Here is a 21,707-nt window from a genome sequence, read left to right as displayed (position 1 = left end):
GTGCATGGTGTCCTCGATCGACCACGCCGGACCCTGGGCGCTCGGCAGCTTCTCCCGTGCGGGGCAGTCCCCGTTCCCGGGGCTGCTGTGCCGCGACCGGGTCCTCGATCTGTCCGCCGAGGAGAAGGCGGGCCGGCCGGCGTCCGTCCTGGCCCTGATGGAGGACTGGGACACCGTCCGCCCCGTACTGGAGTCCCTCGCGACGGCCCCGGACGGGGAGCGGTGGGTCCCGCTGGACGGGCTCCGGGTGGCGGCTCCGATCGTCCCCCGGCAGATCTTCCAGGCCGGCGCCAACTACCGCACGCACGTCATCGACCTGGCGGTCAAGCACCACGACCCGTCCGACGGGCGCACCCCGGAGCAGGTGCGCGCGGACGCCACGGCCCAGATGGACGAGCGGCTGGAGCACCCGCCGTACGTGTTCACCGGCCTGCCCAGCGCCATCTGCGGGGCATACGACGACGTGGTCCTGCCGAAGTACGGCAAGCAGCCGGACTGGGAACTGGAGCTGGCGGCCGTCATCGGCCGCCCGGTCCGCGACCTGGATCCCTCGCAGGCGCTGGACGCGGTGGCCGGCTGGGTGATCGTCAACGACCTGACCCTGCGGGAACTGGTCATGCGCCGTGACATGCCCGAGCTGGGCGCCGACTGGATGGCCAGCAAGAACGCTCCGACCTTCCTGCCGACCGGCCCGGTGATCGTGCCCCGCTCGGCGGCGCCCGACCCTGGCGACTTCCAGCTGACGCTCAAGCTGAACGGCGAGGTCATGCAGAACGAGTCCGCCAAGGACATGATCTTCGACGTGGCGCGCATCATCGCCCACTGCTCGAAGATGGCCACCCTGCTCCCCGGCGACCTGGTACTCACCGGCAGCCCGGCCGGCAACGGCCTGGTCCACGGCCGGCTGCTGCGGGACGGCGACGTGATGGACGCGACCATCACCGGCCTCGGCGCCCAGCGCAACCGCTGTGTGGCGGCGTCGTGACGTCCGCCCACCCGCAGGACGTGCCCAGTGTCGACCTGCACGCCCACCTCGGGGTGCCCGCCGTCGACGCGCTGATCGAGGGCGAGCCGGGGCTGGCCCGGCAGCGCCGGATCGACGCCGCCGCCCAGGGGCCCGCGTCCATGGCCGTCAACATGGAGCAGATCGGATCGCTGGGCCCCCGCCTGACCGACCTGGACCTGCGTCTGGAGGCGATGGACCGGGGCGGAGTGGACATCCAGGCGGTGAGCGCCGTCCCCCTGCCCCATTCCTGGGCCGAACGGGACCTCGCCGAGCGGATCGCCGCCCTGTCCAACGAGACGGTGGCCGAGTTCTGCGCCAAGCGCCCGGACCGGCTGGTCCCCATCGGCACCGTCTCGCTCCAGTACCCTGACCTCGCCGTCGACCAGTTGCGCGAAGCAGTCACGTCCTTCGGGGTGCGCGGCGTGCAGATCTCCACCGCGGCGGCGCCGGGCGTCGAACTGGACGACCCGAGCCTGGCCGAGTTCTGGCAGGCCGCCGAGGAGCTGGGGGCCGCGGTCCTCATCCATCCCTGGGGCTGCTCGCTCGGCCCGCGGCTGGGCGCCTACTACTTGTTCAACACCGTCGGCAACCCCGTCGAGACGGCGCTCGCCCTGTCCCGCATCGCCTTCTCCGGGCTGCTCGAACGCCGCCCCGGCCTGCGGATCTGGGCAGCCCACGGTGGCGGATACCTCCCCTCCTACCTGGTCCGCGCCGATCACGCCTGGCACGTCAGGCCCGACGCGCGCACCACCGCCGAACCCCCCAGCGCCCAACTGCGCCGCATGTGGGTCGACTCGCTCGTCTACGAACCGCACCAACTGCGCCACCTCGTCGACGTCATGGGCCCCACCCAGGTCACGCTCGGCAGCGACTACCCCTTCGACATGGGCGTCGACAACCCCGTCGAGCGGCTGCTCGCCGCGGGCTTCGACGCCGCCACCGTCGCCGCCGTACGCGGCGGCAACGCGCAGCGGCTGCTGGGTCCCCTGCCCGGCTTCCCGTCCGAACCCACCGGAGGCATCCGATGAAGGAACGCCTGATCACCCACCTCCGCCACGTCGACCTCGCGGTCCCCGACTTCGACAAGCAGCGGGAGTTCTACACCACCCTGTGGGGACTCACCCCGGTCGCCGACGACGACGGCGTCTGCTTCCTGGCCGCCGAGGGATCGCCGGAGCAGTACATCGTGCGGCTGCGCCGGGACAAGGAGAAGCGGCTCGATCTGATCGCCTACGGCGCCAAGGACCGGGCCGGCGTCGACGCGCTGGCGGCCCGCCTCGGGCACGACGGCGTCCAGCTGGTGCACGAACCGCGCGAGCTCCAGACGGCCGGTGGCGGTTACGGCTTCCGCTTCTTCGACATCGACGGCCGCACCATCGAGGTCAGCTCCGGGGTCGCGGAGCGCAGGCACCGCAGGATCGAGGAGCGCGAGTCGATCCCCGTGCGCATCTCCCACGTGGTGGTCAACTCCGCGAACCCCGAGGCCACCAAGGCCTGGTACGAGAAGCACCTCGACTTCGACCTGTCGGACGCGCTGACCCTGCCGCACATGGGCGCCCTGATGTACTTCATGCGCTGCAACCCCCAGCACCACAGCCTCGCCATCGCCCGCGGGCCGCACACCTCCCTGCACCACATCTCGTTCGAGATGCGGGGCCTGGACGAGTACATGCGCGGCTCGGGCCGGCTGCTGCGGGCGGGTGTGCACAAGGTGTGGGGCCCGGGACGCCACATGGCGGGCGACAACACCTTCTCGTACTTCCTCGACCCGCACGGCAACACCGTCGAGTACACCACCGAGCTGGAACTGCTCGACGAGGACATCTGGCACCCCAGCCAGTACGACGTGTCGCAGCCGGAGAACCAGGACCAGTGGGGCACGGCCAACCCCTTCAACGAGCTGCTGGCCAAGGAGTCCTTCAACGACGTCGACCGCGGCTGCTTCGTCGCACCCCCGGTGTGAGGCCGGCCGTGAACGTTCTCGACGAGTACGGGACCGACCCGGAGGCCGCCATCGCCACGGCCGCCGCCCGCTACAGCAACTGGAATCGCTGGGGCGAGGACGATGCCCTGGGCACGGTCAACTTCCTCGACGACGAGGTGCGCAGCGGTGCGGCGGCGCTCGCCCGCCGGGGCACGTCCTTCTCCCTGTCGCTGCCCCTGGACGCGAACGGCCCGCAGAACGGCTGGCGGCGCCGGGTCAACCCGGTGCACACCATGATGTCGACGGGGCAGGACACCGCCGAGCAGATGGGCACCCCGCACGGCCTCAGCGCCGCCGACGACGCGGTGTTCATGCCGCTGCAGTGCGGCACCCAGTGGGACGGGCTCGGCCACGTCTTCGACCACGGCATCGGCTGGAACGGCCGCAAGGGCGCGGAGACCGTCACCAGTGAGGGCGACTCCGCCACCGGCATCGAGCACCTGGCGGCTCCCCTGGTGGGACGCGGCGTCCTGCTCGACGTCGGGCGGGCGCTCGGCGGGGAGGCCGGCGAGCTGGACGACGCCTACGCCATCACGACCGACGACCTGCGCGCCACGATCGACCGGCAGGGGCCGACCGCGCAGATCCGCCGGGGTGACATCGTACTGGTCCGTACCGGCCAACTCGCGCGCGTACGGCGATCGTTGGCTCGTGGCGAAGGCTGGGGTACATACGCCGGCGGACCGGCTCCGGGCCTGTCCTTCGGTACGGCGGGCTGGCTGCACGGCTCCGAGATCGCCGCCATCGCCACCGACACCTGGGGCTTCGAGGTGCGTCCCAACGAGTTCCCCGGCTCCTTCCAGCCGCTGCACCAGGTCGCCCTGCCGCACATCGGGCTGCTCGTCGGCGAGATGTGGGACCTGGAAGCGCTGGCCGAGGACTGCGCCGGCGACGGCGTGTACGAGTTCCTGCTCGCCGCCCAGCCCCTGCCCTTCACCGGTGCCGTCGGTTCACCGGTGAACCCCGTCGCCGTCAAATGACCCCCACCGGAGTCGTCCCGCCGTGCGGCGACTCCGGTCCGCGCATCCTGTGACAAGGACGTCATACCAGTGAAACTCACCACGCTTCTCACCGACGACGGACCCCGAGTAGGTGTTCGGGACGGCGACAGCGTCCGCGTACTGCCCACGCCCGAGACCCTGCTCCAGGTGATCGAAGGCGGGCGGGAGGCCCTCGACGACGTGGCCCGCCGGGTCCGCGACGGCGCCGTACTCCCCCTGAACGAGGCGGTGTTCGGCCCGCTTCTGCAGCCGCCGTCCATCCGCGACTACCTCACCTACGAGAACCACGTCACGGCACTCATGACCGGTGACGTACCCGAGGGCTGGTACACGGAGCCCGGCTTCTACTTCTCCAACCCCGTGGCGGTGGTCGCGCCCTACGCCCCGGTCCCGATCCCGCCCGGCGCCCAGCGGTTCGACTTCGAGCTGGAGCTCGGCGCCGTCGTCGGCAAGGCCGGCTCCGACCTCTCGGTGGCCGAGGCCCGCGACCACATCCTCGGCTTCACGATCCTCAACGACTGGTCAGCCCGCGACTTCCAGACCCGGGAACTCACCCTGCCGCTCGGCCCCTCCAAGTCCAAGGACACCGCGACCACGCTCGGCCCCTGGCTGGTCACCGCCGACGAGTTCGCCGACGTGTGGGACAAGGACGGCGTGCTGTCCCTCACCTCGCAGGTCTTCCTCAACGGCGAGCGCACCGGCGGCGACACCTCCGCCCACATGTCCTGGACCTTCCCCGAGATGCTCGCCTACGCCTCCCGCGGCACCGTCGTGCGCGCCGGTGATGTCCTCGGCTCCGGCACCTGCGGCACCGGATGCCTCGCCGAACTGTGGAAGACCAGCCCCGACACCGCCCCGGGTCCGCTCAAGCCGGGCGATGTCGTCCGCATGGAGACCGAGGGCATCGGCCACATCGAGAACCGGCTGGTGGCCGGTCCTGCGGTGCGTCCCGTCCCGCCCGCCCGCAGCCGTCGCCCGCACTCCGCCGGGAGCTCCGCATGACATCCGTGTCCCGTGTCCTGGTCCAGGGCGGCGGCATCGGCGGCCTCGTGGCCGCCACCGCGCTGGCCCGGCGAGGCGTCCACGTCGACGTGGTCGAACACCGCCCGCCCGGTTCCGTGCTCGGCGTGGGTCTGAACCAGCCGGGCAACGCCCTGGGCGTCATGCGGGAAATCGGCGTACTCGACGACTGCCTGCGGTCCGGCTACCAGTTCAGCGACCTGCGCATGGCGGGGGCCGACAGCAACACGATGATGGACATCCCGCCCTCCGTGTTCCGGGACATGCCGCCGAACAACGCCATCCAGCGGGCCGAGCTGTGCCGCATCCTGCTCGGCGCGGCCCGCGGTGCCGGCGCGCACCTGTACCACGGCTCGACCCTCGCCTCCCTCACGGAGGCCCCGGACGGCGTGGACGTCACGTTCACCGGTGCGATGCCGGACGCCACCGTGCCGTCGGACGGGCGGTACGACCTCGTGGTCGGTTTCGACGGCATCCGCTCGCAGGTCCGCCGCCACCTCTTCGGCAGCCGGTACGACGCCGAGTACACCGGGTTCGCGTGCTGGCGGATCAGTCTGCCGCGCCCGCCGGAGCTGGACCGGATCGTCTACGCCCTCGCCGGGAGCATCAAGGCGACCCTGATCCCGCTCAGTGAGACCAGCTGCTACGTGGCACTCGTCGTCCCCGAGGAGAGCATCCGTCCGCGGCAGACCTCAGCGCAGATCGTCGAGCGCATCCGGTCCCTGCTGGGTGAGTTCACGGGCTGGATCGGCGAACTGGGCCACACGCTGAGCGAGGACGCGCCGGCCGCGTACAGCCCCATCGAGCAGGTGACCGTGGACGAGCCGTGGTACCGCGGCCGTATCGCGGTGGCCGGGGACGCCGCCCACGCCAGCAGCCCGCACATGGCCCAGGGCGCGGCCATGGCCGCCGAGGACGCCGTGGTGCTCGCCCAGTGTCTCGACGCCTCCGACGACCTCGACAAGGCACTGCGGGCCTGGTGGGAGCGGCGCATGCCGCGGGTCGGCTTCGTCCAGCAGTACTCGGCGGCACTGCTGCGCACCGAGTCGGGCACCCCGACCGAGCAGGACCGCGAACTGCTGAAGACCCCGATGCCCGCGGCCCAGGCGAGGCTGGCCGAACCCTACTGATTCCCCCGCACACGCCGCCCGCGCGGGCGAGTGATCACCGAGACGATCGGTTGCCGCTCGCCCTCGCGGGCGGTTCCGTGTGCGGCGGGTGCAGACTGCCCGTACCCGTGCACGCGTGCGGGGCGGCCGGCATCCTCCCCTGTCGGCCGGTATGACCGCGACTCGTCACCGAGGAGCACGCCGAAGGGGGAGGAACGGTCCATCGTTCCTCCCCCTGTGCCGCCGCACGCGGGCGCTCAGCGGAACCGCGCCCGGCCGGGCCCCTCCTCGACGAAACTCCGCATGCCGGTCTCGCGGTCCTCGGTGGCGAACAGGCCGGAGAACAGGGCGCGTTCGATGGCCAGTCCGGTCGCCAGGTCGGTGTTGAGGCCCTGGTCGACGGCTTCCTTGGCGGCCCGCAGGGCCAGGGCCGGTCCGGCGGCGAGCCGGGACGCCCAGGCGAAAGCGGCCTCGTACACCTCGCCGACCGGTACGACCCGGTCGACGAGCCCGATCCGCAGAGCCTCCTCAGCCGTCACCTGGCGGCCGGTGAAGATCAGGTCCTTGGCCTTCGACGGCCCCACGAGGCGGGCGAGGCGCTGCGTGCCGCCGGCGCCGGGGATGAGCCCGAGCAGGATCTCCGGCTGCCCCAGCCGAGCCGTGTCCGCGGCGATCCGGTAGTCGGCGCACAGGGCCAGCTCGCAGCCGCCACCGAGGGCGTAACCGGTGATCGCGGCCACGACGGGCTGGGGGATGCGGGCCACGGCGTCGTAGCACTCGTGCAGGGTGCGCACCCGCAGTGTCATGGCCGCGTGGTCCATGGACTGCATTTCCTTCACGTCCGCGCCCGCCGCGAACACCTTCTCGCCGCCCCACAGGACTACCGCCCTGACGTCCTCCCGCCCGCCGACTTCCTCGGCGATCTCCCGGAAGCGGTCCTGGGTCGCGATGTCGAGGGCGTTGACCGGCGGCCGGTCCAGCCGAACCGTCGCCACGCCTTCCTTGATCTCCCATGTCACTGTCACCAGCGGAGCGTAACTTCGCAGGTGGCGGTCGTGACAGGGAGTACGAGATCGCTTCTGGGCATGCCGGACGATCCACGCCGCGGATGCCGCGTCCGGCCGCCTCGCCGGCCCGGTCAGGTGGCGGCGGGGTGAGGAGCGAACAAGGTGCGTGCGGTGCTCAGGGCGAGGTGGGAGGTGAAGGTGTCGTGGTCGACGGGTGTGGTGGCGAAGTCCGCGCCGTGGGCGGTGCGGACGACGCAGGCGGAGAAGGCGGTGGCGAAGCACTGGCGGGCCGCGGCCTCCGGGTCGGGGTGGGTGAAGTGCTCGCGGGCGGTGAGCAGCACAGCGGTGAAGGCGTCGGCGAGCAGATGGACATGGTCACGGCCGCGGCGCAGAACTTCGGGATGGGCGCCGGACAGCAGCAGGATGGGTTTGAGGAAAGCGGCGTGCCGGGCGAACAAAGCGGTCAGTGCGGTGACGGCCGCGGTGATCAGTTCGGTCGGCGGCAGCTCCTCCCGGCTCTGGAGCTCGGTGAAGACGTGCTGGTCGGCGGTCACGCGGATGACGCCGTGTTCGTACACGGCCAGGAACAGTGCGTCCTTGCTGGTGGTGCGGTCGTAGACGGCGCGGGGGGCGACCTGCGCGCGTTCACACACAGCGGCGATGGTGAACGCCTCGTAGCCGCCTTCCTCGATCAACGCCACACCGGCGTCCAGGATGCGCGCCCAGGCCTGCCGGGTGCGTTCCTGGCGCGGCTGCCGGATCGCCAGGTCATCCGTGCGTTCTGTCGAGGTGCCCATGCGGGTCATTGTCGCGCCCGGCCACAGAGGTGAAAAACCGATGGCTCGCTCCTTGGCCGGAGGGCCGCACAGCTGCCACTGACCGCCTAGGCACCCGGCTCGGGATCGTGAGCTCCGTCGTAACGGGTGTAGACGGCGGCCATCCTCCCCGATGAGTCCAGTGCGGCCAGGATGGCGTCACCGATGGCCGTGAGCTGGTCGACCTGCTCGTCGGTGAGGGCGTCGATGACATGGCGGCGGACGGTGGCGACATGGCCGGGCGCCGCCTGCCGTACTCCCGCCCACCCGGCCTCGGTGAGCCGGGCGTTGGTCGCCCGGCGGTCCTCCGGACAGGGGAAGCGTTCCACCAGGCCGCGCTTCTCCAGGCGCGCAACCACGTGCGAGAGCCGGGGCAGGGTGGCGTTGGTCTGCTGGGCCAGGGCCGTCATGCGCAACGTGTGGCCGGGCGCCTCGGAGAGCCCCGCCAGGGTTTGGTACTCGAACTCCGTCAGGCCGGCGTCATTGCGGAGCTGTGCGTCGAGCACCCCCGGTAGCAGCTCCAGCACCGCGCGCAGACGTATCCAGGCACGGAGCTCGCGGCGGTCGAGCCAAAGTGTGTCCACGGTCACATCTCCATCCGGAATGGTTGTAGCGACAAGTTTGCTGAGTCCGACGTCGGTCAATTGTCGCTACAACCATTATCGGACAGGGGCACCGTCATGGCACACGTGAGCATCATCGGCACCGGCACCATGGGTTCGGCCATCGCCGACCTCGCGAAGAAGGGCGGCAACACCGTCGAGATGCTCGGCTCGGCCGACACCGACAAGCCGGTCACCGGCGAGATCGTCGTCCTGGCGGTCCCGTACGCCGCGCTGGCCGGCATCGTCGCCCAGCGCGGCGAACAGCTCGCCGGCAAGGTCGTCGTCGACATCACCAACCCCGTGGATTTCACGACGTTCGACTCCCTGGTCGTCCCCGCCGACGGCTCGGCCACCGCCGAGGTCGCCGCCGCACTCCCCCGGTCCCGGGTACTGAAGGCGTTCAACACCACGTTCGCGGCGACCCTGGCCTCGGGCACCGTCGGCGGACAGCCCACGACCGTACTGATCGCCGGCGACGACTCCGACGCCAAGACGTCGCTGGCCGACATCGTCACCGCGGCCGGCCTGCGCGCCATCGACGCCGGTTCGCTGCGCCGGGCCCGGGAGCTGGAGGCGTTCGGCTTCCTCCAGCTCACTCTCGCGGCCGGCGAGAAGGTCGGCTGGACCGGCGGGTTCTCCGTCGTCGCCTGACTGCCACCCGTCCGACGGCAGGCGCGGCGCGGCTGCACGGAGACTCCGCCGCAGCCGCGCCGGCCGCCCTCCCGTCGGCGCCTCGAAACCGCACGACCGACAGCACCCACCCATCCGCCACACCGATGACAGGATTCACCATGGTCTTCCCCTCTTCCGCTCGGGACATCGCTCTTCTGCTGACCCGCGTCGCCGTCGGCGTCGTCTTCTTCGCCCACGGCTGGCAGAAGCTGTTCACCAACGGCATCGACGGCACCGCAGCCTTCTTCGACCAGGCCGGTGTACCCGCCGCCACCGCCTCGGCGTGGTTCGCCGCCGTCGTCGAGCTGGCGGGTGGTGCCGCGCTGATACTCGGGCTCGCCATGCCCGTCGCCGGGCTGCTGCTCCTCATCAACATGATCGGCGCGTACGCGTTCGTGCACGCCGGCTCCGGCCTCTTCGCCGACAAGGGCGGCTACGAACTCGTCCTCGTACTCGGCGCGGCCGCGCTCTCCCTGGCCGTCATCGGTGCCGGGCGCTTCAGCCTCGATCACCTGCTCACTGGCCGGCGGCCAGCCCAGCGCCAGCGAGTGAGTGCCTGACAGACATCGTCCGCAGTCCCGACGGAGGAGCCCGCATGACCGGCCAAGCCATCACCACGACCGCCGCCGCCGACGCCCGTATACCGGCGTCGCACCCCTTCGCCGCGCACCTGCGGCACGCCGCCGCGCTCGAAGCCGCCGAGCCGCATCGTCCCTGGTCACCACAGGACGGCGCGCTGCCCAGCCTCTACCTCTCGCACGGCGGTGGTCCCATGCCCTTCGAGAGCCCCGAATGGCTGACCCCACTGCACGACTGGGCCCGGGCCCTGCCCAAGCCGAAGGCCATTCTGATCGTCTCCGCGCACTGGGAGTCCGCGCCGCTGTCGTTGAGCGCCGCCCGACCGGACGAGCTCGTCTACGACTTCGGCGGCTTCGACGCGCTGTACTACACCTTCCGGTACGACACCCCGGACGCCTCCGACCTGGCCCGTCAGGTCACCGGCCTCATGCCGGACACCGAACGGGTGCATCAGCACGCCCGGCGCGGCCTGGACCACGGCGCGTGGGTGCCCCTGAAGATCATGTATCCGGACGCGGACATTCCGGTGCTGCAGCTGAGCCTGCCCACCGAGGACCCCGACCGGCTGCTGGCCATCGGCGAGCGACTGCGGACCCTGCGGGAAGAGGGTGTGCTGGTGATCGGCTCGGGCCACATGACCCACGGCCTGCCGTTCATCACCCAGGAGATGGTGCGGGAGAACAAGGTGCCCGGCTGGTCCGCCGACTTCGACGCCTGGGCCGCCGACGCACTGGCCCGCGGTGACGTCCACGAACTCGCCCGCTTCCGCAGCACTGCCCCGGGGATGCCCTACGCCCACCCGACCGTGGAGCACTTCACTCCCCTGTTCGTCACTCTCGGCGCGGCCACCGTCCCCACCGGTCCGGTGCTGACGACCCTCGACGGCTACGGCTTCGGCCTGTCCCGCCGTTCCTTCCAGGTGGCCTGAGGACAGCGGACCGGTTCCCGTCCGACGACCATGGCCCGGACCGGATGGCGCGCCGAGCGGACACACCCGTTCGGCGCTCCCGCCGGGCCACCCCCGGGGGCCGGTCGGACGCCCCGGTCCGCACACCACGGAGCATCGGGACGACGCCCGTCCCGGCCACCGCCTCAGTGCCCGGCAGCCACCTTCACCAGTACCACCACCACGCCGATCGCTGCGTCGGCCAACCCGGCCATCACGGCCAGCAGCGCACCGCCTCCCATGCGCATCCCGCCCAGGCAGCCGTAAAGGAAGAGCGACACCACACCCACACCGGCTGACACCAGCAGTGCGGCGTGAAGGGACAGGACATCCAGCGCGGCCAGGGTGATCATCACGGCCGGGCCCGCGGCGCAGGACAGCAGTGGACTGCTGACGTACAGCATGCGCCGCAGTGCGTGGCCTGTGGCGAAGCCTCGGTGAACGGTACGGTGGGCCTGCTGATCGGCGACGAACGTCGCGAGCCACAGCCCCAGAGCCGTCGTCAGTACCGTGGCGGCAGCGCCCACGGCGCCGACCTCGCTCATGGCCAGCCCAACCACCACAGCGACCATCGTGATCGTCGCGTAGATGCGCTCCTTGAGCCGGTCCGCCAGCGCGGCGACTTCCACCCCAGACGGCGGTTCGGCTCGCCGGTCATCCACCACCTGAAAGCCCTCACCTGTCATGGAATGGCGGTCACGCGGTCACTCATCGGCCGCCGACGCCCTCTCGTACGGAGCCCGGTCGTCGCACAACAGCATGCCCTGGGTGGCAGCCGGAAGCAGGCATTTGCGGCAGAGCGACGCGCGGAGGTTTCCACACCATGGTTGTCAGGTGGGGGTGGCACTGCGCTTGATGGTGGCGAGCGTGCCGGACTGTTGCCGGCCGAGCAAGCTGGAGAGGGCTTCGTCGGACAGTGGGCGCGCCCAACACCCACTGGCTAGTGCCGCGGCAGGCGACGCTTGCCCGTCAAGGAGCGGCGTTCAGTGCGTGCTCTGGGGGTCCCCCCGGCCGAAGGCTGGGGGAGTGCCGGCCGGAAGTCCTCGTACTGGACGTACTTGGGCTTTCGGCCGGTGCGGCGAGTGGGGGTCCCCCCTGCTCGAAGAGCTTGGGGGAGCGTGCCGGGCGTCGCGACGGGGCAAACGTTGCCTGGTGCGGCACTAGCGCATGCTTCCAGGCGAGGCCTCTGCTGTGGGTCATCACGACGATGACCGTGCGGGCGCCGTGGACGAGGTCCGTCGCGCCGCCGATGCAGGTGATCATCTTCCCCGGCACGGCCCAGTTGGCGAGGTCGCCCCGGGCGGAGACCTGCATCGCGCCGAGGACGGCGACGTCGATGTGCCCGCCGCGGATCATCCCGAAGGAGAGGACCGAGTCGAAGAAGGAGGCGCCGGCAGGACAGTGACGGTCTCCTTGCCCGCGTTGATCAGGTCCGGGTCGACCTGCTGAAGCCGGGGTCACCTTTCAGCCCGGTCACCTCCAGCCGCGACTGCGAGGCGATAAGCCTCAATTGTCCGAGTTCAACGGAGCGTAGTCAGCACCAAGTCAGCACGGGAGGGGTGAAGACGGGTGATGACGTGGGCTTTTAAGTCAGCACCAAACCAGCACGGGAGTCAGCACCGCACCCTCAAATCACCCTGAACTGCGCGTCTCAGACAGTGCTCGCCTTGGCCCCCTCCGACCCCCTGGACCGCCCTTTCGTGCGCTGGCATGGTGGCCGCACGCATAGCCGTCCCCCGAACTATGGCGTCCCGCCACATACGCCTCTGACCTGCGCGTTCCTACCGTGTGGCGACACGCAACCGTCCCCGTCGAACGTCAGGAAGTGGTGCCGATGTCGTCGCCCGCGACCGCTCCCCCAGCCCCGTCCAACCTCAAGCGCATCGTCGCCGCGTCCCTCATCGGCACCACCATCGAGTGGTACGACTTCTTCCTCTACGGCTCCGCCGCCGCGCTCGTCTTCAACAAGCTGTTCTTCCCCGAGTCCGACCCGCTGGTCGGCACGCTGCTGTCGTTCCTGACGTACGCCGTCGGGTTCGCCGCGAGGCCGCTGGGCGCCCTGGTGTTCGGGCACTACGGCGACCGGCTCGGGCGCAAGAAGCTGCTGGTGCTGAGCCTGTTGCTGATGGGCGGGGCGACCTTCGCGATCGGGCTGCTGCCGACGCACGCCACCATCGGGACCGCCGCACCCGTGCTGCTGACCGTGCTGCGGCTGGTCCAGGGCTTCGCGCTCGGCGGTGAGTGGGGCGGGGCCGTCCTGCTGGTGTCGGAGCACGGGGACGCGCGGCGGCGCGGGTTCTGGGCCTCCTGGCCGCAGACCGGCGCGCCGGCGGGGCAGTTGCTGGCGACGGGTGTGCTGTCCCTGCTGACCGCCGTCCTGTCGGACGCGGCGTTCGGCAGCTGGGGCTGGCGGATCCCGTTCCTGCTCTCCGGGGTCCTGGTGATCGTCGGCCTGTGGATCCGTCTGTCGGTCGACGAATCGCCGGTGTTCAAACAGGCGTTGGAGCGCGCGGAGGCCAAGTCCGCGCGGGCCGAGCGGCTGCCCCTCGTCGCCGTGCTGCGATACCACTGGCGTGACGTGCTGGTCGCGATGGGCGCGCGGATGGCGGAGAACATCGGCTACTACGTCATCACCGCCTTCGTCCTCGTCTACGCCACCACCTCGGCCGGTGTCTCCAAGCAGACCGCGCTCAACGCGGTGCTGATCGCCTCCGCCGTGCACTTCGCGGTCATCCCGGCCTGGGGCGCGCTGTCGGACCGGGTCGGCCGGCGTCCGGTGTACCTGCTGGGCGCGGCCGGTGTCGGCCTGTGGATGTTCCCGTTCTTCTGGCTCATCGACACCGGCGGCTTCGGCGCCCTGCTTCTCGCCGTGACCGTGGGCCTGGTGCTGCACGGAGCGATGTACGCGCCCCAGGCGGCCTTCTTCTCCGAGATGTTCGCGACGCGGATGCGTTACTCCGGTGCCTCCATCGGCGCCCAGTTCGCCTCGGTCGCGGCGGGCGCCCCCGCGCCGCTGATCGCCACCGCGCTGATGTCCGGCTACGGCAGCTCCACCCCGATCTCCCTGTACGTCATCGCCGCGGCCGTGCTGACCATCGTCGCCGTGGCCGCGGGCAAGGAGACCCGTCACCGGGACCTGGCCGGGATCTCGCCCGATGCCGACGCCGCTACCGATGCCGGCACCGGGCCGGGCACGGCCCCGAAGGCAGACGCCCGCACCAGGTGATCCGTACGGGGCCGGCCCCGTACACCCGGAAGCGTACGGGGCCGGGCTGTGCGCGGGTGCGCTCCGGCGTGTCCGCACCGCCGCCGACCGATGCCGCGGCCTCCTGCGGCACCGCCGGGACGACGACCCGCCGGCCCTGTACTGCTTCGCCCTCGAACTGGTCTTCGCCGTGACCGGCCACGTCCTCGTCGAGCTCGCCGCCACCGAGCCCCGCCCCGCCCGGCACCTGCCGGCCGAAGCCGCCGTACCGCTCTCGCCGCTCGCAGAGGCAGGTCCGGCCACCGGTTTCCGGCGTTCCGTCCTTCTGCACGGAGTTCATCTCACCTGCGCCCGTCTCCTCAGCCGCGGCACCGAAGCCACGGCCGGTACTCTGCTCCGCCTCACCGAACGCGTACCGGACATCCGGTCCGTCCGCTGCCGCAGTTTTCCGGGCAGACTCCACCGGCAGACCGGCAGACCGGCAGACACCGGCTCCGCCGATCTCGCGGCGCCCGCCCTGTGCCGGGATACTGCGGCCCTGTACCGCTACCCCGCCCATGGCCCGGGAACGGTCAAGGCGATCCGCTCCGCGGAGACGGCACCAGCGTTTCGGACACTCGAAGCGGTGGGCACCGTCCCTCCCCGGGGACTGCCTCCATCGCCGGGTGTGAACCCGGCACAGCCCTCGGCGGCCGGAGTGAACCGGGGCCGTATGGCGCACGCCACGGGCGGGGGGGTGAAACCGCCACAGCCGACCACGCCGGCCCGGTTCACGGCCGCCTCCCTCGCACCGTGCTCCTCATGACAGGGCATGACAGGAACAGAGCCGGCCGCAGCGGCGCACCGTCCGCCGCCGTCGCCCCGCACGCCGCCGGATCGAGGCCGGCATAGACGAGTTCCGCCGCCTCCGGTCCGGCTTCGGCGAGCACCGTGCCGTCCGGGCCCCGTACCGCGTTGGAACCGCGCGCTTCCAGCCGTCGGTGTGCCCGTTGTGGTTCGCCATGAGAACGTGCATGCCGTTGTCCCGGGCCCGGTCGGGCAACCGGGTCCGGGATTCCCGATATCCGTTGCCGACGCTGAACAGCGCGGAGGGCAGACAGGCGTGGCAGCTGCCGGCCGCGACCGGCGCGGCGTGCTCCGGGAGCCCGGGGACCGATCGGCCGAGGCGGGCCCGGTGCGCGACTGTCAGCAGGTCGGCGACACCGTCCGCGTAGGCCAGCACGGTCATCCGGGTGACGCCGGCCGCCGGTCGGCCGATCTCGCGCATGCGGAGTGCGGGACTCTAGGGGGCTTCTGACCTATCTCCGTGGAAGAAGGAGCGGCGTTCGGTGCGTGCTCTCGGCGTGCGGGGCGGCGGGTCATGCGGCGGAGCCACCTGGCCCTCCGCCCCGTGCGGCGAGTGGGGGTGCCCCCTCTGAGGGAGCGTGCCGGGCGTCGCGACGCCACGGAGATCCGTCAGAAGCCCCCTAAGCGGCGGGGTCGTCGGCGCCGGCTGCGACCGGCTCCTCCCGGACGCGGAGGCCGGCCAGTTCGGGCTGTCGCTCGGCGGCCGCGACGAGTCGGCCGCGGAGGCTGCCGGTGCCGGTGCCTTCGGAAAGCCGCCGGAGAGGAACTCGTCGTCGGACATCCCGGCGGTCTTCGCGGAGTTGCCCAGGAACGGGGCGCGGGCCCCGCTGACGAACAGGTGCCGCACCGGCTCCTCGTACCCGGCGGCGACGAGCCGGAGACAGATCTCGCAGGCCAGGGGCGCGCCGAGGAAGCAGTGGCCCGGCAAGGCGACGGGACTGGCCTCGGCGTGCGCGACGGCGGTGGGCAGAAGGCCGTCGGCCGCGCCGTGGTGACCTGGGCGCTCTTCTTCCCGGAGAGATCGCGGGCACGTCCTGGGAGATCGCCCCCGCACAAGTCTGGCACCACTGGTAGGGCGCCCGGCCCCTTCGGGGTCGCCGCCGAGTGCCCCACGGAGGTGAGCTGGTCTCGCAGCGCCTGCGCTTCCTGTCGCCCGCGTGCGTGCGCGGGCTGCTGGGCCGTTTTCGAGACCAGGAGCAGCCCGCGCCGTCGGCTGATGGTGCTCAGTTGGCGCTGCGCAGGAAGGTGCTGCGGTCGATGTCCCAGCCGGTGGTGGTGGCGCTGGCCCAGCCGGGTGCGGCTCCGTTGATCGTGCCGTCGGTGCGGGTGGTCCAGGTGAACATCTTGACCTTTCCGTCGCTGTAGCCGTACATGGCGGCGAGGTCGTCGAGGCCGTCGCCGTTGTAGTCGCCGGGCACGAGACGCATGCTGGAATAGGTGAAGTTGCCGGCGGCGGTCTCGTAGGCCTTGACGGGCGTGCCGAAGTGGCCTTCGGGCGTGCTGAGGCTGGTCAGGATGTGGATCGCGTCGCGGCCGTCGCTGTAGTCGTACCAGGCGGCGACGTCGTCTCGGCCGTCGCCGTTGAAGTCGCCGGCGTTGACGTGGGTGCGGCTCCAGTCGCCGAAGGTGGAGCTGCTCCAGGAGGCGGTGGATGCCTGGAATCCGCCGTCGGCCTTGGTGAGGAAGCTGAACATCTTGATGCTGCCGTCGGCGTAGCGGTACAGGCCGCCGAGGTCGTCGCGGCCGTCGGCGTCCCAGTCTCCGGAGACGAACTTCAGGTTGTCCCGGTTCCAGTCGTTGTTGGTGTTGGCCCACGAGGGGAACGGGGCGTTGAAGCCTCCGGACGTGGTGGCGGTGAAGGTGAAGAGCCGGTCGTCGCCGTTGTCGTAGTCGTACCAGGCAGCGAGGTCGTCTCGGCCGTCGCCGTTGAAGTCACCGCTGTGCAGCGTCATGTTCTTCGCCGTCCAGCCACCGGGGTTGGCGCTCCAGGACGGGGAGGGGGGTTCGAAGCCGCCGTCGGCCTTGCCGAGCGCGGTGAACAGCTTCACCGAGCCGTCGCTGTAGCCGTACAACGCGGCCATGTCACCGCGGCCGTCGCCGTTGTAATCGCCGGTGGAGAACTGCATGTTCTCCGCTGCCCAGCTGCCGACGGCGGAGGAGTAGGACCCGAACGGCTGCTGGATGGTGCCGTCCGTGGCGGCTTTGAGCGTGTGCAGACCGTCGTGGCCGTCGCTGTAGTCGTACCAGGCGGCCATGTCGCTGCGGCCGTCGCCGTTGTAGTCGTGGCGGACGACGGTGCCGGCGGCCCACTGTGACTCGTTGCCGGCGTTGTAGATGACGAAGTTGCCGCGGTCCTGCAGAACCGCCTTGCCACCGGGGGCGACGGTCTTGGACTCCCACAGCACGCTGGTGCCGTCGGCGTCGACGACGGCGAGGTTGCCGTTCGCGTCGAAGCGGGCGGTGGCGCCCGGGTGGCCGCCGGTCTTCGTGGACCAGACGGTCCGGCCGGCGTTGGAGACGATGACCAGGTTGCCGTCGTCCTGAAGGGTCAGACGGGCGGCGTTGGAGATCAGGCTGTCCCCTGCGGCCAGGACCGTGCCCGGGGTGAGGGTGTTGCCGATGGTGATGTTGTCCAGGCGGGTGGCGACGGCGCCGTTCCGGGTCTCGGCCGGGTCGGTGCCGAAGCAGCCGCCCTGCCAGGAGCGGCTGGCCAGGGAGACCAATTCGGTCCTGCCGTCCTTCTGCCGCACGATCGGGCCGCCGGTGTCACCGGCGCAGATGGCATCCGCAGTGGTCTTGCCGTGGATGGCGAGCGTGGTGCTGCCAACGGAGTCGACACTGAAGGCGGCAGTGTGGAGCTTGGTCGGTGCCCACTCGTCCTTGGTGCGGCCGAAGCCGGCCACGGTCAGTTCCTCGCCGGCGGCGGGCGCGGTTTTCGCGAGCCTCACGGGGGTGATGCCGGTGGTGGGTGAGGCCAGGCGGGCCATCACGAGATCACGGTCAGGTCGGGGAACGATGTCGACCACCTCGCGGACTTGACCGGATGTGGTGGTCAGGTCGGCACGGCCGATGGTCGCGGTGGTCTTCCACTTCGGCGCACCGGCAGCGGGAGGCTGACCGGTGGTGAGGTCGTCGGCGAAGCAGCTCGCCGCGGTCGCCAGCCACTGCGGAGCGACCAGCACGGCGGAACAGGCCCGCTGCCCGTCGCCGATGTCCAGCCGTGCGGTGAAGGAGAAGGCGGCACTGGTCGTGGCCGTACCGGCGACCGCCTGTGCCGGAGCTGTGCTCAGCGCGAGGGGCGCCGCGACCGCGGTCGCCACCAGTGTGGCTATGACCGGTCTGCCGGAGAGGGAGAAACGTGACATTGCTGAACAGTCCTAAGAGAAGTTTGTGATGGAGGACGCGCTGCGGCGAAAGCGACGCGGTGAACCTGTACCGGGGAGAGCTCCCGCCTCGGGAAGCCGCTCCTCGTGGTGGCCCGGCGGCAGCGGCCGTCCGCACCGGAGGGCCCGGTTGCGTGGTGTCGGCGGCCTCAGCCGGTGACGCGGATCTCGAGCAGGACCGACCGCTCCCCGCCCACGGTGCCCTCACCGACCGACTCGAACCCGCCCTTCCCTACGTCCACCTGCTTCTTCGTGCCGCTGCTGGATCCGATGATGTCCGCGCTGATGGGGTGCGTGCCCGTCTCCAGCGCGAACACACGCGGCAGTTCCAGGGTCAGCCAGCCGGTGGTGTGGTTGGTCTCGAAGCAGTACGTCCCCTCGCGGTTGACCGACGTGTCCTTGACGGTCAGGACGCGGATCTGGTCCCTGTCGTAATCGCAGGCGCTCAGGATGATGTGGCCGTCGCCTCTTTTGAGCAGGATGCCCTTCGTCTCCAGCACGTTCTGGGCGCCGGGGTAGTCGAAGTTCTCCACGGCGTACGGCGGCGGAGTCTCGTCCTGCGGGGACGAGTCCCCTGCGAAGGCGAACGGTACGGCAGCCAGCGCGAGAACGGCGCCGACCACGCCCGGGACGATTGCCTTGCGCGCACGGATCTTCATGCTTGGTCTCCTACAGGCGCGGCGCCTGCGCATCCGTAAGCCCCGCCCCTTTGTGATCAATTAGTGAACTGAAACTAGCCACATGTCGGTGGACCGTCAACGCCGTGAAGATCTCTTCACAGTGGTGCCTGCCGGGCCCCCTGCGCTCGGCCCGTGCCGGCTTGCCGCGACGGTCACACGGGGCAGGGCCGGTGCGGCCCAGGCGGTGCTCGGCCGCACCGGCCCTGCCGTCGGTGCGTCAGCGCTGCGGTTACCGCGCGCGCGGCAGATAGGGCGCCAGCACGGCTTCGGACCTCCGGACAACCTCGGCTTCCGGCACGAGAGGCCGCAGGCCGGGGTCGAAGATCTCCAGCAGGGCCCGGGATTCCCGGAAGGGGATGCCGAACGCTTCGTCGAGGATCCTCAGAAGGTGCAATGGGGTGAGCCGGAAGGCCTCGTCCTCCCGGAGGGCCTCGACCATGGCGAGGAGGTCCGCGCCCTCCGCGGCCATGGTGCGCAGGTTCTCGACCGTCTTGTTCTCGTCCACTGGGGAATCCGTTCTACTGGTCCGGCCGGTCGAAGTCGACCCGGACGTTCGTGTAGTGGCCGGGCTCGCCTTCGGCCTCGACGATACGGATCTTGGTGAATCCATACCGTGCGGCATTCCGGCCTGTGAAGGTCGCGGCCGCGGCTTCCTCCAGGGACTTGCCTCCCCGGATCAGCTTGTTGAACTCGTTCAGGTTGGTCGGCATGGCCGGAACCCACTTGCTCTCGATCCTTCTGAGGTTCTCGGCGCCGAAGTGGGCCATGACGTCGTCGAACATCTGGTAGCCCTTGGTGGTGCTGTCGTTTCGCTCGACGGCGATGTCCAGCACGCCGTCCCGGGCAGCGGCCATGATCATTCCGTCGCCATCGTACGCCTTGTTGAAGGAACCACAGGCCCACTTGCGGCCGGCGGCGGCTGCCGTCAGCAACTGCGTGGACATGCCCTGCGCGCTGAAAGTCGCGCCCTCCACGACCTTGGCGCCCTGGCAGACCCGGTTGACCTTGAACAGCTTGCGGAGCGCGTCGTACCCCGTCTCCACCCACCTGATCTTGGACTTGACGGCGACGTCCGCCAGCAGTGGCCAGCACGACTGCAAGTCGAGGTTGTCCGAGCAGCTCTCCAGCACACCGAGGTCGGTGAACATCGTCGTCACCTTGTAGAGCCGCTCCAACGCCGAGCCCAACACGCTCGCGTCGGCGAAGACGCCGCACAGCACTTCGTTCTGCTGGCACCAGCGCGGATGGTTCTCCCGCATCTCGTCACAACCGACGAAGCCGCAGCGGTACATCTCGGCCGCACGCGCGCCCGCGTCGTTCTCCGCCTTCTCCTTGGCGGCGACAGCGGCCTTGCGGCGTGCCTCCTCCTCCGCCCTCAGTTTGTGCACCGCCACCGCATAGGCGTCCTTGGCCGCGGCGAGGGCTGCCTGGGCATCCTGCTTGGCCGCCCGGGCCATGGCACGGGCCTCGTTCGCCGCCGACCAGGCGATCGACGCGGACGTCTGCGCCATCTCCGAGGAGACGGTCGCATCGGCGGCGGACAGCGCGGCATCACGGGCGGCGACGTTGGCGCTGTTCGCCGCGGAGCGGGCGGTCTTCGCGGAATCCGCGGCCCGCGCGGCGGACGCCTCCGCCTCCCGCGCGTGCTGCTCGGCCTCCTGGGCGTGCTGCCGGGCCTTGGCCGCCGACGCGTCGGCCTGCCGGGCGTACTCGGCCGCCTCGGCCGCCGCGTCGCGCGCGATCGCTGCGGACTCCTGGGCCTCGGCGGCGTCCTGTTGGGCCTTGGCCGCGACCGCGGCCGCCTCCGCGATCAGCTGCTGGACCTGCTCGATGTGGGTGGCCGCGAGCATGTCCTTGCGCTGGGCCATGTACTGGCCCCGCACGATGAAGGCGTGCAGTGCCGTGGGCGAGCCCTCGAGTGCGATCCGCGCCGCGGCCTGAACCTCGGGGCCGCCTTCGGAGACCAGCTGAGTAGCCCTGACCCGCTCGTCCTCGGTGCGCGCGGTGTACTGCGTGGTGGCCAGGAACTCCCGGTACGCGGCGGGCGTGCCGGCCGCCAGGGCCGCACGCGCCTTGTCCGTCAGGACAGGGCCCCCGGTGTCGGCGATCCGGGCGATCTCGACCCGGAAATCCTCGGCACCGACGTCGTACTGGCCCTGCGTCAGGAACGCGTGCACCGTGGCGGCATCGCCCTTCAGGGCAACCTCTGCCGCGTCCCGCACCTCCTTGACGATGCTGTCCTCGGCCAGTCGCTCGACCTGGAAGCGCTCGTCCTGCGCCCGGGCCTCCTGCCAGCCGTTCCGAATGTAGTCGACCACGTACTCGTCGGAACTGGCGAGGGCCACCTCGGCGGCGGCCCGGCTCCAGGCGTCGCCGTACTTCATGGCGAGCAGGGCCAGTCTGCGGCCATCGGACACCACCTCGGCGAGGTCCGCTCCCGGCTGGGTGGCGGCGGCCGCCAGGCGCTGGGCCTCGGCATCCCGGGCCTCGGCGTCCCGCACAGCCGAGGCGCGAGCCGCCTGCTGGAGGTCATACGCCTCCTTGGCGTCACGGGCCTGTTCGACACCCGCGTTGGTACGCCCCTTGAGGTCCTCGGCCTCCACCTCACGGGCGAGCTGGAAGACCTCCTGGGCCCTGGTGACAGCCTGGGAAGCGGTGTTGGCCGCCTCGGTGGCGGCATTGGCGTGCGCGGTGGCCCGGTCAGCGGCCGTCGCGGCGTCGCCCGCGTGATCCGCGGCCTCGTCGGCGGGCGCCCCGGGCGCGGTTGCGGGCGGGGGGGGCCCCCGGGCGTCGTGTCGGGGCTGGTGCGCCCCGGGGGGCGCCGTGGGGGGGGGCGGCACCCGCGGGGA

General features: G+C 71.0%; 19 protein-coding genes and 2 pseudogenes. 10 read left to right on the top strand and 11 right to left on the bottom strand.

The genetic code is table 11. The features are described from left to right. Window positions 1–4: 4 nt before the first annotated feature. The 6 genes from ABZ340_RS17670 (at window position 5) to ABZ340_RS17645 (ending at window position 6,141) form a co-directional block, all read left to right on the top strand. The gene (locus ABZ340_RS17670) at window positions 5–985 is read left to right on the top strand and encodes a fumarylacetoacetate hydrolase family protein (RefSeq protein WP_358782671.1); all 981 of its coding nucleotides are present in this window, start codon (window positions 5–7) and stop codon (window positions 983–985) included. After that, window positions 982–2,034, top strand: coding sequence for an amidohydrolase family protein (locus ABZ340_RS17665; RefSeq protein WP_358782670.1), 1,053 nt, complete (start codon window positions 982–984; stop codon window positions 2,032–2,034). The genes ABZ340_RS17670 and ABZ340_RS17665 overlap by 4 nt, the downstream gene beginning before the upstream one ends. Further along, window positions 2,031–2,969 (top strand): VOC family protein, encoded by a 939-nt coding sequence (locus ABZ340_RS17660; RefSeq protein ID WP_358782669.1) that lies wholly within the window; start codon window positions 2,031–2,033, stop codon window positions 2,967–2,969. The genes ABZ340_RS17665 and ABZ340_RS17660 overlap by 4 nt, the downstream gene beginning before the upstream one ends. An 8-nt stretch (window positions 2,970–2,977) precedes the next feature. Next, entirely contained in the window at window positions 2,978–3,970 is a 993-nt protein-coding gene (locus tag ABZ340_RS17655; RefSeq protein WP_358782668.1) for a cyclase family protein, read from the top strand. A 69-nt stretch (window positions 3,971–4,039) separates the two neighbouring features. Beyond that, the gene (locus tag ABZ340_RS17650) at window positions 4,040–4,993 is read left to right on the top strand and encodes a fumarylacetoacetate hydrolase family protein (RefSeq protein ID WP_358782667.1); all 954 of its coding nucleotides are present in this window, start codon (window positions 4,040–4,042) and stop codon (window positions 4,991–4,993) included. Then, the gene (locus ABZ340_RS17645) at window positions 4,990–6,141 is read left to right on the top strand and encodes an FAD-dependent monooxygenase (protein ID WP_358782666.1); all 1,152 of its coding nucleotides are present in this window, start codon (window positions 4,990–4,992) and stop codon (window positions 6,139–6,141) included. Before ABZ340_RS17650 ends, ABZ340_RS17645 begins: the two co-directional genes overlap by 4 nt. A gap of 236 nt (window positions 6,142–6,377) precedes the next feature. Here ABZ340_RS17645 and ABZ340_RS17640 read toward each other — a convergent pair whose 3' ends face one another. The 3 genes from ABZ340_RS17640 to ABZ340_RS17630 form a co-directional block, all read right to left on the bottom strand. After that, window positions 6,378–7,145 carry an enoyl-CoA hydratase-related protein gene (locus tag ABZ340_RS17640; RefSeq protein ID WP_358782665.1) on the bottom strand — a complete coding sequence of 256 codons (768 nt, stop codon included), beginning with the start codon at window positions 7,143–7,145 and terminating at the stop codon, window positions 6,378–6,380. A gap of 113 nt (window positions 7,146–7,258) precedes the next feature. Then, the gene (locus ABZ340_RS17635; RefSeq protein ID WP_358782664.1) at window positions 7,259–7,924 is read right to left on the bottom strand and encodes a helix-turn-helix domain-containing protein; all 666 of its coding nucleotides are present in this window, start codon (window positions 7,922–7,924) and stop codon (window positions 7,259–7,261) included. Window positions 7,925–8,010: 86 nt separating this feature from the next. After that, a complete protein-coding gene (locus ABZ340_RS17630; protein ID WP_358782663.1) occupies window positions 8,011–8,526 on the bottom strand; it encodes a MarR family transcriptional regulator in 516 nt (171 codons plus the stop codon). 96 nt (window positions 8,527–8,622) lie between these two features. Here ABZ340_RS17630 and ABZ340_RS17625 point away from each other — a divergent pair, with 96 nt between their 5' ends. From ABZ340_RS17625 to ABZ340_RS17615, 3 genes are all read left to right on the top strand, one after another. Continuing rightward, entirely contained in the window at window positions 8,623–9,198 is a 576-nt protein-coding gene (locus tag ABZ340_RS17625; RefSeq protein ID WP_358782662.1) for an NADPH-dependent F420 reductase, read from the top strand. Window positions 9,199–9,338: 140 nt separating this feature from the next. After that, window positions 9,339–9,779 (top strand): DoxX family protein, encoded by a 441-nt coding sequence (locus ABZ340_RS17620; protein ID WP_358782661.1) that lies wholly within the window; start codon window positions 9,339–9,341, stop codon window positions 9,777–9,779. 35 nt (window positions 9,780–9,814) lie between these two features. Then, the gene (locus tag ABZ340_RS17615) at window positions 9,815–10,726 is read left to right on the top strand and encodes a class III extradiol ring-cleavage dioxygenase (protein WP_358782660.1); all 912 of its coding nucleotides are present in this window, start codon (window positions 9,815–9,817) and stop codon (window positions 10,724–10,726) included. A gap of 164 nt (window positions 10,727–10,890) precedes the next feature. On the opposite strand, the gene ABZ340_RS17610 is transcribed toward ABZ340_RS17615, so the two are convergent. The 3 genes and pseudogenes from ABZ340_RS17610 to ABZ340_RS17600 all read right to left on the bottom strand — a co-directional run. Further along, the gene (locus ABZ340_RS17610) at window positions 10,891–11,430 is read right to left on the bottom strand and encodes a hypothetical protein (RefSeq protein ID WP_358782659.1); all 540 of its coding nucleotides are present in this window, start codon (window positions 11,428–11,430) and stop codon (window positions 10,891–10,893) included. Window positions 11,431–11,563: 133 nt separating this feature from the next. Continuing rightward, window positions 11,564–11,661, bottom strand: a pseudogene (locus ABZ340_RS17605) (PPOX class F420-dependent oxidoreductase); the annotation flags it as partial. Between the two features lie 271 nt (window positions 11,662–11,932). Continuing rightward, a pseudogene (locus ABZ340_RS17600) lies at window positions 11,933–12,189 on the bottom strand (CoA-transferase); the annotation flags it as partial. 389 nt (window positions 12,190–12,578) lie between these two features. On the opposite strand from ABZ340_RS17600, the gene ABZ340_RS17595 reads away from it, so the two are divergent. Then, complete coding sequence (locus ABZ340_RS17595; protein ID WP_358782658.1) at window positions 12,579–13,970, top strand: MFS transporter; 1,392 nt, start codon at window positions 12,579–12,581, stop codon at window positions 13,968–13,970. Between the two features lie 1,261 nt (window positions 13,971–15,231). On the opposite strand, the gene ABZ340_RS17590 is transcribed toward ABZ340_RS17595, so the two are convergent. The 5 genes from ABZ340_RS17590 to ABZ340_RS17570 form a co-directional block, all read right to left on the bottom strand. Next, complete coding sequence (locus ABZ340_RS17590) at window positions 15,232–15,849, bottom strand: thioesterase domain-containing protein (RefSeq protein ID WP_358782657.1); 618 nt, start codon at window positions 15,847–15,849, stop codon at window positions 15,232–15,234. Between the two features lie 169 nt (window positions 15,850–16,018). Beyond that, entirely contained in the window at window positions 16,019–18,160 is a 2,142-nt protein-coding gene (locus ABZ340_RS17585) for an FG-GAP-like repeat-containing protein (RefSeq protein ID WP_358782656.1), read from the bottom strand. Between the two features lie 167 nt (window positions 18,161–18,327). Next, on the bottom strand, window positions 18,328–18,837 hold the full coding sequence (locus ABZ340_RS17580; protein ID WP_358782655.1) for a hypothetical protein: 510 nt from the start codon (window positions 18,835–18,837) through the stop codon (window positions 18,328–18,330). A 250-nt stretch (window positions 18,838–19,087) separates the two neighbouring features. Beyond that, complete coding sequence (locus ABZ340_RS17575; RefSeq protein WP_358782654.1) at window positions 19,088–19,363, bottom strand: hypothetical protein; 276 nt, start codon at window positions 19,361–19,363, stop codon at window positions 19,088–19,090. A gap of 13 nt (window positions 19,364–19,376) precedes the next feature. Beyond that, window positions 19,377–21,707 (bottom strand): ALF repeat-containing protein (locus ABZ340_RS17570; protein WP_358782653.1); only part of this gene is annotated, 2,331 nt, incomplete at its 5' end.

The organism is Streptomyces sp. NPDC006134 (genome assembly GCF_040628835.1).
Lineage (GTDB): Bacteria > Actinomycetota > Actinomycetes > Streptomycetales > Streptomycetaceae > Streptomyces.
The sequence above is the reverse complement of the archived record's forward strand: the minus strand, read 5'-3'. Positions and strand labels throughout refer to the sequence as shown.